10 protein-coding genes are annotated in these 16512 nt (G+C 66.0%); 5 read left to right on the forward strand and 5 right to left on the reverse strand.

Annotated features, from left to right (window positions below; genetic code table 11):
- Positions 1–101: 101 nt before the first annotated feature.
- Positions 102–1046, reverse strand: coding sequence for a chemotaxis protein (locus AC3WL7_RS02200; RefSeq protein ID WP_079221845.1), 945 nt, complete (start codon positions 1044–1046; stop codon positions 102–104).
- A gap of 253 nt (positions 1047–1299) precedes the next feature.
- On the opposite strand from AC3WL7_RS02200, the gene flgA reads away from it, so the two are divergent.
- From flgA to AC3WL7_RS02220, 4 genes are all read left to right on the forward strand, one after another.
- The gene (gene flgA, locus AC3WL7_RS02205) at positions 1300–1956 is read left to right on the forward strand and encodes a flagellar basal body P-ring formation chaperone FlgA (protein WP_492749152.1); all 657 of its coding nucleotides are present in this window, start codon (positions 1300–1302) and stop codon (positions 1954–1956) included.
- A 75-nt stretch (positions 1957–2031) separates the two neighbouring features.
- A complete protein-coding gene (gene flgM, locus AC3WL7_RS02210) occupies positions 2032–2337 on the forward strand; it encodes a flagellar biosynthesis anti-sigma factor FlgM (protein WP_079221847.1) in 306 nt (101 codons plus the stop codon).
- A complete protein-coding gene (locus AC3WL7_RS02215; protein WP_079221848.1) occupies positions 2334–2672 on the forward strand; it encodes a flagellar protein FlgN in 339 nt (112 codons plus the stop codon). Before flgM ends, AC3WL7_RS02215 begins: the two co-directional genes overlap by 4 nt.
- A gap of 114 nt (positions 2673–2786) precedes the next feature.
- Positions 2787–4004, forward strand: a complete 1218-nt coding sequence (locus AC3WL7_RS02220) for an ATP-binding protein (RefSeq protein WP_079221849.1) — start codon at positions 2787–2789, stop codon at positions 4002–4004.
- 94 nt (positions 4005–4098) lie between these two features.
- Here the strand turns inward: AC3WL7_RS02220 and AC3WL7_RS02225 are convergent, their stop codons facing one another.
- Positions 4099–5874: an EAL domain-containing protein gene (locus AC3WL7_RS02225; RefSeq protein ID WP_079221850.1), complete on the reverse strand. Its 1776-nt coding sequence runs from the start codon at positions 5872–5874 to the stop codon at positions 4099–4101.
- A 3-nt stretch (positions 5875–5877) separates the two neighbouring features.
- Positions 5878–7980, reverse strand: coding sequence for a sensor histidine kinase (locus AC3WL7_RS02230; protein ID WP_492749153.1), 2103 nt, complete (start codon positions 7978–7980; stop codon positions 5878–5880).
- 131 nt (positions 7981–8111) lie between these two features.
- On the opposite strand from AC3WL7_RS02230, the gene AC3WL7_RS02235 reads away from it, so the two are divergent.
- A complete protein-coding gene (locus AC3WL7_RS02235; RefSeq protein WP_492749154.1) occupies positions 8112–10850 on the forward strand; it encodes a bifunctional diguanylate cyclase/phosphodiesterase in 2739 nt (912 codons plus the stop codon).
- Between the two features lie 83 nt (positions 10851–10933).
- On the opposite strand, the gene AC3WL7_RS02240 is transcribed toward AC3WL7_RS02235, so the two are convergent.
- Entirely contained in the window at positions 10934–11425 is a 492-nt protein-coding gene (locus AC3WL7_RS02240) for a hypothetical protein (RefSeq protein WP_492749155.1), read from the reverse strand.
- Positions 11426–11532: 107 nt separating this feature from the next.
- Entirely contained in the window at positions 11533–16428 is a 4896-nt protein-coding gene (locus AC3WL7_RS02245; protein WP_492749156.1) for an AAA domain-containing protein, read from the reverse strand.
- Between the last annotated feature and the right edge of the window lie 84 nt (positions 16429–16512).

The following is a 16512-nucleotide window of genomic DNA, read 5'->3' on the forward strand; positions in this document are numbered from 1 at the left end:
CCAAAGCGTGCGCGCCGCCGGGCATGGCCCGGCGCTACCCATGGGGTGCGGGAGGTCCCGGTAGCGCCGGGCCATGCCCGGCGGAGTCGCGTGGGGCGGCCTTACGCCGCCATCGCCACCTTGCGCAGGCGGTCCAGCACGAAGTCGGCCAGCTCGTGCGGCGAGTACTTGGCCACGAAGGCGTTGGCGCCGACGCGCTCCACCATCGCATTGTTGAATACGCCCGACAGGGAGGTGTGCAGCAGCACATACAGCCCGGACAGGCCGGCGTGGCGCCGGATTTCCGTCGTCAGCGTGTAGCCGTCCATCGCCGGCATCTCGATGTCCGAGATCACCATGGCGTAGCGGTCGGCCGGGTTTTCACCCGAGGCGTGGATCTGCAGCAGGTGGTCCAGCGCCTGTTTGCCATCGGAAAGCAGGGTCGCGCCGACCCCCAGCTGGTCCAGTACGCTGCGGATCTGCTGGCGGGCGACGCGGGAGTCGTCCACCACCAGCACCTGCAGCTGCGGGGCGTCGGCCGGCATGGCCATGGTCGGGTCCAGCACGGCCTCGCCACGGATCTGGGCGATGTCGGCCAGCACGCTTTCCACGTCGATCACCTGGATCAGCTCGCCCTGGAAGCGGGTCACCGCGGTCAGGTAGCTCGATTCGGCGCCCAGCTCCGGCGGCGGGTGGATGTCTTCCACCGCGATATTGACGATGCGCTCGACCCCGCTCACCAGGAACCCCTGGATGGAGCGGTTGAACTCGGTCACCACCAGGTAGCCGGGGGCGGTGTCCGCGTCCGGCTCACGCTCGGGGTGGCCGATGGCCAGGCCCAGGTCCAGCACCGGCACCGAACGGCCACGCACATCGGCCACGCCGGCGAACTGGCCGGGCAGCCCGGGTACCTGGAACAGCTCCGGGCGGCGCAGGACTTCCTGCACCTTGAAGACATTGACGCCAAAAAGCTGACGTCCGCCGAGACGGAACAGCAGCAGCGCCAGGCGATTGTGGCCGGCCAGTCGGGTCCGCTGGTCGATCCGGTTGAGCAGGTCATGGGACATGGCTGCTGTATCGGCGCAGGGGCGGCCGAACTTGAGGGCCCCGTGTCGCTTGCGATGCATCTTGCAGGGTCGACCGTTGGTCGACCGCCCGATTGGTAGGGTCGACTGTTAGTCGACCGCTCGATTGGTAGGGTCGACTGTTAGTCGACCGCCCGATTGGTAGGGTCGACTGTTAGTCGACCGCTTTACAAGGCCAAGGCTCTGGCACGCCGCTTGCACGCACCCGGCCAGGTCTTTCCGAGCAGGAGGCGCCATGCGCCGGATCACATCTCTATTGGGCATTGCACTGGCGCTCGCCTCGCCGTGGGCGGCCGCTGCCGATTGGCAGCCGGTGGCCAGCATCCGCGCGGCGGCGCTGTCGACCCTGGCGGCCGGCAGCGAGGGCGAGGCCGTGGTGGCCGACGCGCTGCGCTTGCCGCGCTGCGGGGCCGCCCTGCAGGTGCAGCCCACCGCCAACACCACGGTGGAGGTCAGCTGCCCCGACGCCGGGGGCTGGCGCCTGTTCGTGCCGGTGAAGGTGCGCCACAACCAGGCGGTGCTGGTGCTGACCCGTGGCATTGCCACTGGAGAAACCCTGGCGGCGGCCGATATCAGTACTGCCCAGCGTGACGCGGCCCGGATCGCCGGCGCCGTATTGTCCGATCCCGCAAGCGCTGTCGGTCGTATCGCCCGCAGGCCGCTGCAGGCCGGAAGCCTGCTGTCGGCCAACGATCTGGTCACCGAGCGTCTCATCAAGCGAGGAGACAGCGTGGCCCTGGTGTCCCGGCGCGGCTCGGTCGAGGTGCGCATCGCGGGCCGGGCGATGGGCGATGCAGGCGAGAACGAGCGCGTTTCCGTTGAAAACCTGTCCTCCCGCCGCATCGTGCAGGGGACAGTGGACGCCCATGGTGACGTAATCGTGGCGCGTTGAAAAAGTAAGAGATTTCCCTAAAGATCACGGCCCTGCGGTCGTTATCCCTTGTGAACGGCAACTCCAGGACACCCCATGAGCCAGAAAATCGACGGCAACCTGCAGGTCCCCCAGGCACTGCGCAGCGTGACGACCCCGGCCACCAAGCCGGGCGTCAGCGGTGATGCACCGGCTCGCCCGGTGGAGGCCGCTGACAGCCTGCGCCTGACCGGCGAGGCGACCAACCTGCAGGCGCTCGAGCGTGAGCTGAGCACCGCCCCGGCCATCGACACCCAGCGTGTCGCCGCCGTGCGCGAGTCGCTGCAGAACGGCAGCTACAAGATCAATCCGGACGCGATTGCATCGCGCATGCTTGAACTGGACCAGCAGCTGCAGGGATGACCGCGGCGATGAGTGAACATCTTCAGCGACTTGCCCAGGCCCTGGATGTCGAACACCAAGCCCTGGTCGAGCACGATGTGCACGCGCTGATCCGCGCTACCGGCGCCAAGCTGGAGGCGTTGCGTGCCCTGGATTCGACCCCGCCGCTGGGCGAGGCTGAGCAGCTGCAGGCGCTGGCCGAGCGCAACCGCGCCAATGGCGTGCTGCTGTCGCGCCGCCGCCGCGAGGTGGATTGGGCGCTGCGCCAGCTCGGTCGCACCGAGGCATCGTCCTCGTACGACGCCAAGGGCCAGGCGCACACGGTCAACGCACGCCGGCCACTCGCCGTCGCCTGACCGGCGCGAGGGGCGCCCCGGCAGTAGATCCACGCCATGCGTGGATGCGGTCAGGCTGCTGCGCTGCGCGGCAGCGCGTATATTGGGCGCCTGTTCGCAAGCCCCCGAGTCGCCGTGTCTGCCGCCAACGCCCTGGTTACCGCCCCCCTTCCCCCGCAGCCGGTGCTGCAGGCCCTTCTTGAGCGCCTGCGCGAAGGGCTGCTGCTGTTCACCGAAGACGGCCAGGTGGCCCTGGCCAACCCGGCCGCGCAGAACCTGCTGGGCAGTGAAGAAGCCGCCGCAGCGGCCCCGCAGCGCCTGCGCGAGCTGCTGCCGCCGGACGCGCTGGAGCAGGCGCGCCTGCACGGGCAGTGGAACGGCAGCCTGCCGGTAGGCGAGGGGGTAGTCATCGCCCACCTGTACCACCACGGCCAACCCGGCAGTGGCCACTATCTGGCCCTGTTCCGCCCCATCGAAGGGCAGGAAGACTACGAGCGCGAACTGCAGCAGCGCCATGCCGAACTGCGCCAGGCCTACCTGCGCCTCAACGGCACCCAGGAAAAGCTGCTGCAGTCGGAAAAGATGGCCTCCATCGGCCAGCTGGCCGCCGGCGTGGCGCACGAGATCAACAACCCGATCGGCTACGTGCACTCCAACCTCGGCAGCCTGCAGGAATACCTGCGCAGCCTGTTCACCGTCATTGAAGCGTACGAGCGGGCCCTGCGCGCGCCGGACCCGAAGGCGCTGATCCCGGAAATCGACGATATCCGTGACCGCCTCGACATCGATTTCATCAGCCGCGACCTGCCGCAGCTGATGGCCGAATCGCGCGAGGGCATCGAGCGGGTGACCCGCATCGTGCGCGATCTGAAGGATTTCTCCTATTCCGGCCGCGACGAGTCGTGGAAGCTGGTGGACCTGCATTCCGGCCTGGAATCGACCATCAACATCATCTGGAACGAGCTCAAGTACAAGGTCACCCTGCACCGTGAGTTCGGCCAGCTGCCGCTGGTGGAATGCCTGCCGTCGGAGTTGAACCAGGTCTACATGAACCTGCTGCTCAACGCCGGCCACGCCATCGCCGAGCGCGGCACCATCACCGTGCGCACCGGCGTGGACGGCGACACGGTCTGGGTCGAGTTCGAGGACACCGGCGGCGGCATCTCGCCGGAACTGCGCCAGCGCATCTTCGATCCGTTCTTCACCACCAAGCCGGTCGGCAGCGGCACCGGCCTGGGCCTGTCGATCTCCTACAGCATCATCAACAAGCACCACGGCCGCATCGACCTGGACAGCACGCCTGGCGTCGGCTCGCGCTTCCGCGTGGTGCTGCCGGTGAAGCAGCCGCGCTGACGGCATCGGGTAGTGCCGGCCGCTGGCCGGCAACCCCATGGAATCGGGCACCCTGGGCAGCCGGCCAGCGGCCGGCACTACCGGGGCCTGAACCTCAACGCAGCGGCGTGCGATCCTCGCCGGCGTCTCCCGCTTCCACCGGCGTCGGCCCGGCATTGCTGCGCCGTTGTTCCTCGTACGTGCGGAATGCCTGGTGGATGTGCTTGCGCAGCTCATCATCGTTCCAGGGCTTGGTCAGGAAGCGGTAGATCGCACCGCGGTTGATCGCATCGGTCACCGTGTTCAGATCGGTGTAGCCGGACAGCACCAGGCGGATCGTGTCCGGGTAGAGCATCTTCACCCGGCCCAGGAACTCGGTACCGCTCATGTCGCTCATGCGCTGGTCGGACAGGATCACCTGCACGTCGTTGATCGCCAGCAGGTCGAACGCATCGCGCACGTTGCCGGCGGCCAGGATGCGGTAGCCATCGCGACGGAACAGGCGCACCAGCGAACGCAGCACGTTCTCTTCGTCATCCAGCAGCAGCAGGGTGCGGTCCGGGCGGGTTTCGGCAAACGCTTCCGGGCGCAGATAGCGGCGGCGCAGGGTCATGCCGGCGGCATCGGCCGACATCGGTTCGCCGAACAGATAGCCCTGGAATACATCGCAGTCGTTGCGCCGCAGGAAGCCCAGTTGCGCCTGCGATTCCACGCCATTGGCGATCACTGTCATGCCCAGCTGGTGGCCCATGGCGATGATGGCGCGGGCGATGGCGGCCTCGCGGTTGCCGGCCGGCGCGCTCTTGATGAAGCTGCGGTCGATCTTCAGCTTGTCCACCGGGTAGCGCACCAGCGCACTCAGGCTGGAATCGCCGGTGCCGAAGTTGTCCAAGCTCAGGCTGATGCCTTCGTTGCGCAGGTTGGCCAGCGTTTCGTGGACGAAGTTGACGTTGTTGGTCAGCGCGCTCTCGTTGATCTCCAGCGTCAGCATCTGCGCCGGCACGCCCGCGGCCTGGATCAGGCCCATCACCTCGGCAAAGAAGTTCGGCCGCAGCAGCTGCAGCGTCGACACATTCACGGCGATGGTGAAGTCATCGAAGCCCTGGTCGCGCCACAACCGTGCCTGCTTCAGTGCGCCTTCCAGCACCCAGGTGCCGATCTGCACGATGATGCCCAGGCGCTCGGCCGTGCGCATGAAGCGCTCCGGCACCAGCATGCCCAGCGTCGGCGACTGCCAGCGCAGCAGCGCCTCCATGCCCACCACGTGGCCGTCGCGGGCGCTGACCAGCGGCTGGTAGCGCAGCTTCAGTTCGCCATTGGGAATCGCGTCGACGATCTGGCGGGCGATGATGCTTTCACTATGCGCGCTGGGCGGGGTATCCACCGCGTGGATGCGCACCGCATTGCCACCCTCGCGCGCAGCCTGGTACAGCGCATCTTCGGCGTGGTCGAGCAGGCGCGAGGCACTGCTGGCGTGCTCCGGGCACAGGCTTACGCCCAGCTTGCCGGTCATGAACAGGGTGTACGGCAGCACCGACAGCGGCAGTTCCATCTGCTGGCGGATCTCTTCGGCGAAGTCCTCCGGCAGCGGCAGGTCGGCAGTGCGCGGCACCGCCAGCAGGAACTCATCGCTACCATGGCGCCACAGCTTGCCGCGGCCGCGCAGGTAGGACTGCAGGCGCTGGGCAACCAGCACCAGGGCCTGGTCGCCGACGTCGGCACTCATGTTTTCGTTGACCGATGCGAAGTGGTCGATATCCACGTGCATCAGCATCAAGGGGGTGCCGCCGGAGGCGGCTTCGGTGACCATGACCTGCAGCTCGGGGTTGCCGGCGCCCAACCGATCGGGGGCGTCGTCGATGCTGACTAGGGGCATGTTGGGGTTCCACATGGCTCAGTATTCCGGGGAATCAGCGGCGGCTGCAGTGGCCGCCTGGTAGGGAAGGTGGACGTCGACGAGGGTGCCGGCGCCATGCGCCGACTCGATATGGACGTGGCCGCCGACGCTCTGCGCACGTTCGCGCATCACGATCAGGCCCAGCCCGCGCGGCCCGTCCGGGTCGAAGCCCTCGCCGTCATCGCGGATCTGCAGGTGCAGGCCGCGCTGGTCGACATCGCGCAGCTGCAGCTGCACCTGGCTGGCACGGGCGTGGCGCAGCACATTGGTCAGGCTTTCCTGGGCGATGCGGAAGCAGGCCTGCTCGATGCTGTTGTCCGGGCGCGAGGGCAGGGTATCGATTTCGGCCAGCAGCTCCACCGGCGAAGAACGGAACAGCACGCGCGCCTGCCAGCTCAATGCCGCCTCCAGGCCCAGTGCATCCAGCTGTGGCGGGCGCAGCAGGGTGGAGATGTCGCGCAGCTTGGCCACCGTGGTGTCGGCCAGGCTGACGATCTGCGCCAGGTCCTCGCTGCGGCGCTGCGCGTCCTCTTCATCCTGCGCTGCATATGCGGAAAGCTTGATGGCGGTGATCGCCTGGCCGATGTCATCGTGCAGGTCGCGCGAGATGGCGCGTCGCTCGTCTTCCTGCAGCGAGAACAGGCGGCCAGCCATGGCCTGTAGTTCGCGGTTGCTGGTTTCCAGTGCGGTGCGCGTGCGCTCGGATTCGCTCAGGTCGCGCACGATCAGCAGCTTGCAGTCGCGGCCGCCGTAGCGCACTTCGCCCACGGCCAGCCCCGCATGGAAGCGGCGGCCATCGGCACGCTGCATTACCACCACGCTGTTGTGGCCAGGGCTGTGCTGCGGCTGGCCGGCGCGCAGCTGCACGCGCACGCGGTCCAGTTCGGCCGGGTCCACCAGCGCATCCAGCGGTTCGCCCAGCAGGGTATGGCTGCCATAGCCAAACAGGGCCGCGGCCCAGGCGTTGGCGTACAGCACGTGCTCGTCGGACAGGATCACCACGCCGTCGGGCAGCACCCGCACCAGCTCGCGGAACTGCTCCTCGCGCTCACGCAGCAGGCGGCGCGACTGCTCGCGTTCGGTCACGTCCTGCAGGGTGCCCAGCACCCGCTCGCGGCCCGCCTCATCCAGGCCACTCGCTGCGCGCAGGTGCACCATCAGCGCGCGGCCGTCCATCGACAGCACCGGCAGCAGTACGTCCACCTGTGCCGTGGGGCTGGTGCACAGCTCGGCCAGCAGCTGCTCGGTCTGGGCCGCGGTGGTCGGGTCGGCCGGTACCAGCAGTTCATCGAAGCGGTGCCAGCGCCGGGCCTCGGGCGGGCGCCGGCCAAGCAGGCGGTACACCTGGTTGGAATAGCGGCCGAGGCCGCTGGCCGGGTCCAGCTCCCAGGCGCCGATGCGGGCCAGCTCGTGAGCCTCTTCCACCCGCGCCAGGGCCTGGTCGCGGCGCAGCTGGGCCAGGTCTTCGGCCGTGCGGTCGATGGCGATCAGCAGGCGGGCGTTGCGCCCGTCATAGTCGATCGCGTTCGAGCGCAGTTCCATCTGCCGGACGCTGCCATCGCGCAGCTGCAGCGGGGTGCGCAGGATGCAGATCTGCTCGGGTGCCTCGCGGATCGCCTCCAGCTTGGCCTGCAGCACCAGCCGGTCGCCAGGCGCCCAGAGCACGTCGATGGCCTGCTGCAGCAGTTCGTCGCGCTCCCAGCCGAAGGCGAGGCAGGCGGCGGGGTTGGCATCGAGGATGGCCAGGCTGTCCAGGTCGTAGACCAGGATCGGCCCGGGGTTGCCCTCGAACAGCTGCCGCAGGCGCAGCTCCGAGCCCTGCAGGCGGGTATGGGTGCGCAGCACGTGCTCGGCCAGTGGCCGCAGCAGCAGGTACAGCAGGCCAGCGCTGGCAAAGGCGAAGAAGGCGTCCTTCACGGTCTGCCACAACGCCAGCTGCTGCGGGTCCGGCACCAGGGCCGCCATCGCGCCATCGGTGGCGATCATCCACGCCAGCGCCAGCACCAGGTAGCTCAGCACCACCCGGCGACGGTCACGACCCAGCGCCTTCGCCATCTGCGGGTCGGGAGCGGGGGCGGTGCCGGTCGGTTCTGCGGGCATGGACAGGGCAGGAAGAGGGGGCGCCGGCCATATTACCGCGCAGGTGCGCCCAGGCACTCAATTATCCGCTGGACGCGCCGTTAACCACTGCGTGCCCCGCTGTCGGGCGCGCCATTCCGGAGCAACATCGCGTGGACCAAGGGATCATCGCCAGCCTGCTGCAGCACCCGCTTGCCTCGGCGCTGGTCATCGTCGACCGTGGCGGGCGCCCGCTTGCAGCCAATGCGGCCGCGCGCGAGCACGGCCTGCCGTCGACGGTGGCGGCCTACGCGCCGATGCTGGAGGACCTGCGCCTGCTTGCGGCCGACGGTGGCATCGTTGCCTGCACCCTGCCGGGCGGCCCCCGCGGTCACTACGATGGCTACCTGCGCGCGGTACACGATGGCAGCGGCAACCTGCTGGCCTTCACCCTCAGCGTGCCCGAGCCGGTGCCGGTGGATGCGGGCGGGCGCTGGGAGCTGGCCCTGGAAAGTGCCGGCCACAGCCTGTGGGACTGGGACATTCCCAGCGACCGGGTGGTACGCACCCCGGCGCTGGTGGACGAGACGGCCAACGCCATCATCGCCCGCGTGTACAGCGACGACCTGGGTGACATGCGCGCCGCGCTGGACGAGCACCTGCGCGGCCACAGTGAGCAGTACAGCGCCCAGTTCCGCTTCCGCCAGGAAGATGGCCAGTGGCGCTGGGTGCTGGATCGCGGCCGCGTGGTCGCCCGCACCGCCGATGGCCAGCCGCTGCGCATGGTCGGCACGCATACCGATATCGAGCAGCAGAAGCAGCTGGAAGCGCTGCTGCAGGAACAGCAGCTGCACCTGAGCGAGGCCCAGCGCATCGCCAGCATGGGCAGCTGGTCGTTCGATCCGACCAACCACCGGTTCTGGTGGTCGCCCGAGCTGCGCTCGCTGCTGGCCCTGGAGCCCGGCGAAGTGCCCGGCCAGCGCCGCTGGCTGAAGCAGCTGCACCCGCGTTCGCGCGGCGCGCTGCGCGCTGCGTGGCGCCGGCTGTGGCGTGACGGCCGCGCCGCCAACCTGGAACTTGAACTGACCCGCGGCAGCGAGCCCTCGCAGCACCTGCGCCTGTGGATGCAGCCATTGCTGGATATGGATGGCCACCCCAAGCGCCTGCTGGGCCAGGTGCAGAACATCACCGAACAGCACCAGACCGACGCGCTCATCCGCTGGCGCACCGAACTGCTCAACCGCGTGTCCGCGCTGGGCCGCATCGGTGGCTGCGAGATCGAGGTCAGCACCCGGCACATGCAGTGGACCGAGGAGTGCTACCGCATCCACGGCCTGCGCAAGGAACCGATCACCCTGGACCAGGCGCTGGCGCTGTACACCGAAGATTCGCGCGCCCATTTCGAGGCTGCGCTGCAGCGCATTGCCGGTGGTGGCCTGCCCGAGCAGCTCGATCTATGCTTCTACCGCCAGTCGGGCCTGCGGGTGTGGGTGCAGGTGCTGATCGAGCTGGACCGTCGCGATGGCCTGCCGCCGCGCTTCGTCGTCCTGTTCCGTGACATCACCCGCGAGCGCGAAGCCAATGAGCGCATCGAACTTCTGGCCCATTACGATCTGCTGACCGGCCTGCCCAACCGCGTCCTGCTGGGCGAGCAGACCGCCGAGGCCATCGAAGAGGCCCGCGACCGCGGCACCTCGCTGGCGATGCTGTTCATCGATCTGGACGGCTTCAAGACCATCAACGACAGCTTCGGCCACGCCACCGGCGATGCGCTTCTGAAGGCCGCCGCCACCCGCCTGCACCAGAACCTGCGCAACAACGATCTGTTCGGCCGCTTCAGTGGCGACGAATTCATCGTGGTGCTGCGTGACCTGGCCGAGCCGGAAGATGCCGGCCACGTGGCGCGCAAGCTGATCGGCTCGCTGGCCGAACCGCTGCGCCGGGGCGATACCACCCTGAAGGTGGGCGCCAGCGTGGGCATCGCGATGCTGGGCGATACCCAGACCGATTTCGATTCGCTGCTGCGCGCCGCGGACGCCGCGATGTACGCGGCCAAGGAAGCGGGGCGCAACACTTACCAGTATTACAGCCAGGATGCCCTGGCGCGCATTCAGCGCCGCCTGGAGATCGAACACGGCCTGCATGGCGCGATCGAGCGCGAGGAGTTCAGCCTGGCCTACCAGCCGTTGCTGCATGCCCACCACGGTGAGCCGCCGGCCATCGAAGCGCTGCTGCGCTGGCACCGCCCGGGCATCGGCTACTGCAGCCCGGCCGAGTTCATCCCCATTGCCGAAAAGTGTGGCGAGATCGTCCGCATCGGCGACTGGGTGCTGTCCGAAGCCTGCCGCCAGGCATCGGCATGGGACCGCGCCGGCCTGCGCTTCGAGCGCATCGCGGTGAACGTATCGGCCGTGCAGCTGCGCGACCGTGGCTTTGCCGAGCGCGTGATCGAGATCTGCCACGCCCACGGCTGGCCGCCGCAGCGCTTGGAGCTGGAACTGACCGAATCGGCGCTGATCCGTGACACCGATATCCTGCGCCACTGTTTCGACGTGCTGGAGCGGCACGGCGTCCCGCTGGCGGTGGATGACTTCGGCACCGGCTTCTCCAACCTGCACTATCTCAACCGCTTCCCGGTAGGCCGCCTGAAGATCGACCGCAGCTTCGTGCAGGGCATGCTGCATGACACGGGCACGGCCGAAGTGACCCAGGCCATCGTCCATCTGGGCCATGCGCTGGGCATGAAGGTGGTGGCCGAAGGCGTGGAGACACACCAGGAAGAAGACATGCTGCGACGGCAGGGGTGCGACGAAATCCAGGGCTACCTGTACTCACGCCCGCTCAGCCCGCGCGACCTGGCGCTGTGGCTGCGCCAGCAGCACGCCGCCCCGGAAGTCGCCCTGGCCCGGTAGCGCCGGGCCACGCCCGGCGGCACTGATCTGTGCCCTGGTGGGTGCCGACCGTTGGTCGGCACCGACGCCCGCACCACATGGATCTACCGCAGCCGCGCGCGCACCGCGTCAACAACGCCGGCATACCGCCGCCGCTGGATGTAATACCCCATGTAGAACACCAGCAGGAACACCACGATCGGCCACGCCATCGGGCGCACCAGAACGATCGGCAGCAGCATCGCGGTAAACACCAGCGCGAACCAGCTGCATCGGCCAATCACCCGCACTTCGCGGCGCCGCTTGTCGACCACCAGCTGGCCGCGCAGCAGCGGGAAGTAGCGGCCCCAAAAATGCGGGGCGTAGCTCTCGCGGAACGCGACGCTGCCATCAGGCAGCGCATGAAACACCAGGCGCATCCACTTCTCGTCCGGAAGGTCATGCTCAAGCCCACCCAGCGAGAGCTGGGCCAGCTCGGCCGGAGATGCAGCAATGCGCTGGTTGAACAGGGCAATGCCGGTGCCGAAGAAGAACGGCGCCCACCTGACAAGCAGCAGGACTTCGACCAGCAGCAGGGCGATCAGGGCGAGGGCCATCGGTCTTCCATGAACGGGACTGGGGGATCATGCCACGCCAACCGCGGCACTCGTTTCTTGCGGCGATTCATGTGTTCAGTGAACCGCCAAAAACTCCACAGGTTGACCTATGCGCTTTCGGCAGCCGCATCCTCTTCGTGAGCCGGATGCGGCGTGGCTGGAGGAAATGCCTCATAGGTGCGATGCAGGCAATGACTGCTCGCGCTTGTGCCTTGAGCGCCCACGGGTTCAATTCCCTTTTCTTTCAGGGCGTTAACCAGATCCGCGAGCAGTGCATTTCGGTGCAGGACGAAGTTCGATGCGAAGCAGCGCCAGAAGTTCCAGCCCGCTCGCTCGAGGACGCGTTGGCGGCGCATGTCCTGCTCCCATTGATCGGGACCATGGTAACGATCCCCATCACATTCGATGGCAAGTCGGGCATCCCTGTCGCCCTCGACCACCATGTCGATCCGGTAGCTGCCAACCTTGACCTGCGGCTGGACACGGTAGCCACGTTCGACCAGCGCGTCGAACATCTCACGTTCGAAGGGTGACTCACACAGCGTCCGCAGATCTGCGGATGCAGCTTCGTCCTGTGAATAGGGTGCCTGGAAGTGCTGGAGCAGGCCTGCCCGCAGTTTGTCTGCTGGGCTCAGCTCCTCCGCTCTGATGCTGCGGACCAGATACATGCGGTCGCGGGCGCGTGATGCAGCAACGTTGTAACGCTGGCGGAACATCTCCTGCGAAGACGCTTGGGCACGGCCCGAGACGACCATGGAGAGGAACATGATGTCGCGCTCCTTGCCCTGGAACGTGCGAGCATCACCGAAGGCTATCTGGTGGCGTTGAATGACGTCCTCGCCGAGTGTTCGTGAAATCTTGTCCCACACGAGTTGAGCCTGCTCGCTTCCGACCAGGGACACAACGCCGATGCTGCGGCGGCTCATCTTCGGATCGGAGACGATTCGTTGAACTTCCTCAAGGATGAAACGCGCTTCGCCTTCGTTCGTCTTTCCGTTGCCGCGCTGTCCATCCAGCACGTGGACATCGATCAAGGGTGGGTCGAGTCGTTCGGACGTCCGTGGCATGCGCAATGGGCGGAGCTGATGGTTGTAGAACTCCCGCTTGGAGTACTCGATGATCGGCCCAACACAGCGGAAATGTTCGCGGAGCATGATCTGCCCCTGTGCGAAAACCACCTTGAAAAGGTCGTAGACCGACTTGTCCGGCGACATCTGTGGGCGATACAGGCCTACTTGATTCCCCAGGAACTGCCCCATCAGGCTGCGGATCTTCTCCTCCTCCAGGCCGACACCTTCCGGCGACACCTGCTGGTCATCGCCCACGATCAGTACCTTCTTTGCGCGAAGCAGGGCCGGCAATGCCGTTAGATCAGACTGCGATGCCTCGTCGATGATGACCAGATCGAACTCGCCAAGTGAAACGGGCAACGATTCACTCACGCGGTAGTGCGGCATGATCCAGCAGGGGATGGCAGGACTTGCCTGTTCCGCGGCATCTCTTGCATCCCGGCGGAATCGCGGAGCGCGCACGCCGGTTCCCTTGCCAATGCGGGAGACAGCTACCCGGTATGCCTCGAGCGCAGAACGTACGGCCGGCGTTGCCTTCTCAGCCATTTGCAGCCAGGTTCGGGTGGTTACGGCCTGTTGGTACAGTGAGGACAGGTCCGATTCCAGTTCGCTGCGCTGGCGCGACAAACGAGCCAGTTCTTCACGGCCGTCCATTGATTCGACAAGCGTCAGCAGGCGACGCCGCCTCCAGCGTTCCTTCCAGTTGTCAGGCAGCTGCGGGTCGAACGCTTCCGACGCGGCCTCTGAACGCAGCGATTGCGCCCAATGGGGCGCTCCGGACTGTTCGATCAAGTCGGTTACATCTCGAACGATCTGCAGCTGCGGCCGCATCGAATGCTGGCGTCTGAGTTCGGTCATGAGTTCGCTCCACTCCACCATGAGTGCGCTGTCTGAAACTCCAGCATCGCCCAGTGCGCGATTCAGGAACGCTGCGATGGAATCGCTGATGGTCCCCCTTGCATCGATCAGCGCTCGCTGGAAAGCAGACTTGGTTTCCCAGGTCGCCGCGAGCCGATTGCGTGTGAGGTTGTGATCCAGGATTTCCAGAGCCTGGTCAAGCCGTTGCGCAGAGTAGGGGGTATGCGCCCCTTCCTTCCAGGTGGGAAGGAGCTCTGACAGTTCAGCCAGAAGTGCCTTCTCTTCCCGGAGGACAAGCTGAATATTGTCAAGAATGGCCAGGTGGCCTGGCCCCCGCTCCACGAGCGCCGACGCTGACTCGAGACCAGGAAGGGACATCTCCGGCGAGAGAGCGTTCCACCGGACGACGGCTTCATTGCACTTCTGCTGAAAGCGCTGGTACTCAAGTACGTGCGCCCAGTCATCGGCTGATGCCGGTGGTGAGGCGAGTACGCGCACTTGATCGAGTTGCTTCTTCTCTTGGGTCTTGCCAAAGACACCTGCCAGGCCAAATGGCTTTCGACCTTGTGACAGGTTGTCCAAGGCGTCGGTCATGGCAGAGTCGTTGCGCATCCCGTCGGGTAGCGTCACCGGCCTGGACAGGAAACGGGAGCGATAAGCCAGCAACTCGCCGATCTCCTTTCGCAGCTCCGCCAGTAGCTTGCTGACGGTATCCTGCGGCCCGGCGAGGCGGATTCGCTGCTCCAGAGCAGGCAGCCAAGCAAGCCCTGACGTGTCAAGGCTTGTTCTAACGCGCCTCAGTGCGCCTATGCGCGTGTGAGACCGAACAGCCTCGTCGACGGTCTCCGGCTTCAGGTCTCGCAGCGCGGGCAGTGTGGCTGCCGCGATCTGCTCGTTGAGTTCAGAAAGCCTGCCCAGGTCCAGGTGTGCCTGCCGGAGCTTCCCAGCTTCTGGGAATGCGTCTACGGAAGGCAGGCGTTGATTCAACAGCGCCAAGTCCTCGCCAAGCGCCATTCGGGCGCCCCGGAGTGAGGAGACGTCGGCTTCACCGAACTGGGGCGAATGGATCTCTGCCACCGTCAGCATGTCACGAATGAGTTCGGCGTCCTCGGTGTTCGCTGCGACTTCCTTGGCGATGTCCATCGGCTGGAGGGCCGCGCCATCGACAACCACCGGTTCCAGGTTCATCCGCGCCCAATGCGCGATTCGGCCCTCGGTCGATGCAACCTGCCCATGGAGCGTGTCGATGCGTTGCTCAAGCTGGCGGACCTGCTCGCGCATGTCGCTCTTGCTCAGTCGCGTGATTTCTCCGGCGATGTGGCGGATGGCATGCTCGAACTGTTTCATGCCGTCGGCTTCACTGCTCAGCAGGCTGATGGCAAGCGGTCGGATATCTTCAGGCAACTTCTCCTGCAGCACGGCCAGGGCCGGGTCTTTCATCGACGTAACCAGAACCCGCTTGCCCAAGGCGAGGTAGTGCGAGATCACATTCGCGATGGTGTGGGTCTTGCCAGTCCCCGGAGGCCCCTGGACGACGACGCCGTCCTGATGGTCGAGCATGTGGACAATCTGCACCTGCTCATCGTTGTAGGGCATCGGGAAAAACAGGTCTTTTGCCTTCGCCGCCGTACCGGCCTTTCTGTCGATGTGCGACAGGCCGCGATAGTTCATCGGCGGAGGCTCATGCAGCAGCTGAGAGGGGTCGTTCAAGAGCGCCCACGTCGCCGGTGACAATCCCTCCAGGTTCACACCAGAGTCGATCAGGCTCTCAAAGCGCTCAAGGTCCTGAATGAACAGGCTGGACGTGCGCGGGCGAGCGAAGAGCACCCAGGTATCAGTCACCCTTAGGTGTTCGTCTGCCTTGGGCACTTGGCGGTCATTGGGCGTCGTCTGCGAGGGCCAGTACGTCCCCTTGCTGTCCAGCAGCGATGCAGCCACCTTCAAGACCGGCTCGAACGTGCTTGGTGTGAATGGGCTGATCTGCCATTCAGTCCGGGCAAAATGCTCCTTGCCTGCACGGGCAACTTCCGCGACGCCTGGATTGTCGAGCGCGGTGTATACATCAAGCTCCAGCCGTGGATCTGGCGACCGCGGCCGGACCTCAATGGCATGGGTGCGCTCATCAATGGAGAGCTCCACCAGCTTGGTGATCAAGGGGTATGTCAGCTTTCCCCCAGGCAGATCCCATACGGAGACCCCTACACCCATCACCAGTTCCAGAGGGGAGTCGACTACGTTGCCTCGCAGCATCTGATAGCTGGCAAAGAGCTCGGCATACTTGGCAATCGTCCTGCGAACTTCCCGCTCTTTGGCTGCCCACGGTTGCCACAGTTGAAGGATGTAGACCTTCAGTTCCTCTTGCAGCTGACCCATCAAAGGGAGTGCATCGATCGGCACAGGGCTTTCGAGATCAGCGCCTTCGACGAGAGGGGGCAGTTCAGCGCCCAGCCGGCCCAGCGCATCACGCGTGGCATGGCTGACCAGGCCGGGTTCGCGAGCCGGCTGGTTGGATTGGGCAATCAATGCAGAGAGCAGTCGAGTCGGTGGTGCAGGCGGTACGCTTTCCTGCAGACGGTCCACCCGCAGCCAGACGTCATCGTCGTCCGTTCCTACATCGAACTGGACACCCGGCAGGCCCTGCAACTCGTACTCATGCGCCTTGAAACCATTGTGCTGCTCAACTTGCCGGGAAGGCCGCCCGCGCAGGCTGGCCGTCTGCCTTACGTATTCCAGCAGTCCCTTCAGGCGCTCAAGAATGTGAGGTTCGGTCATTGTCTGTCGGGTCTGTTCGGTAGGCGAATGAAGGTCATGTGCCTGCGGAGGTTCAGCAGGCACATCGCGGCCTGGCGACGGGGCAGGGTCGTCACCATCCGGATCGGACGCGTCACGCGTGCGGCGCGGAGACTTCAGTAGATCATTGATCCTGGTTCGGAGTTGCACAGCCCGGGGCATCTCCCGATGTGCGAGTTCGGCAGCAAGGCCTTCCAGCATGCGCCGGTCCTGCTTGCTGGCCGCAGCCTCAAACAGAAGCTCCAGCTCCTGCGTGCTGACATTGAAGAAAGGCCGTGTGCTCATGACCCGGTTGCAGCTCCTTGTGCGAGATCCCCACATTCCGGTGGCGGATTCAATCGATCAAGGACGATTCTAGCGCGGTTGACT

Source organism: Stenotrophomonas sp. FW305-3-2-15-E-LB1 (assembly GCF_058787375.1).

Bases quoted from the DNA above. Each gene is read 5' to 3' on its own strand.
- AC3WL7_RS02240 (WP_492749155.1), bottom strand. From the start codon at position 11,425: ATGGCCCTCGCCCTGATCGCCCTGCTGCTGGTCGAAGTCCTGCTGCTT.
- flgA (WP_492749152.1), top strand. From the start codon at position 1,300: ATGCGCCGGATCACATCTCTATTGGGCATTGCACTGGCGCTCGCCTCG.
- AC3WL7_RS02200 (WP_079221845.1), bottom strand. From the start codon at position 1,046: ATGTCCCATGACCTGCTCAACCGGATCGACCAGCGGACCCGACTGGCC.
- flgM (WP_079221847.1), top strand. From the start codon at position 2,032: ATGAGCCAGAAAATCGACGGCAACCTGCAGGTCCCCCAGGCACTGCGC.
- AC3WL7_RS02230 (WP_492749153.1), bottom strand. From the start codon at position 7,980: ATGCCCGCAGAACCGACCGGCACCGCCCCCGCTCCCGACCCGCAGATG.
- AC3WL7_RS02245 (WP_492749156.1), bottom strand. From the start codon at position 16,428: ATGAGCACACGGCCTTTCTTCAATGTCAGCACGCAGGAGCTGGAGCTT.
- AC3WL7_RS02215 (WP_079221848.1), top strand. From the start codon at position 2,334: ATGACCGCGGCGATGAGTGAACATCTTCAGCGACTTGCCCAGGCCCTG.
- AC3WL7_RS02225 (WP_079221850.1), bottom strand. From the start codon at position 5,874: ATGTGGAACCCCAACATGCCCCTAGTCAGCATCGACGACGCCCCCGAT.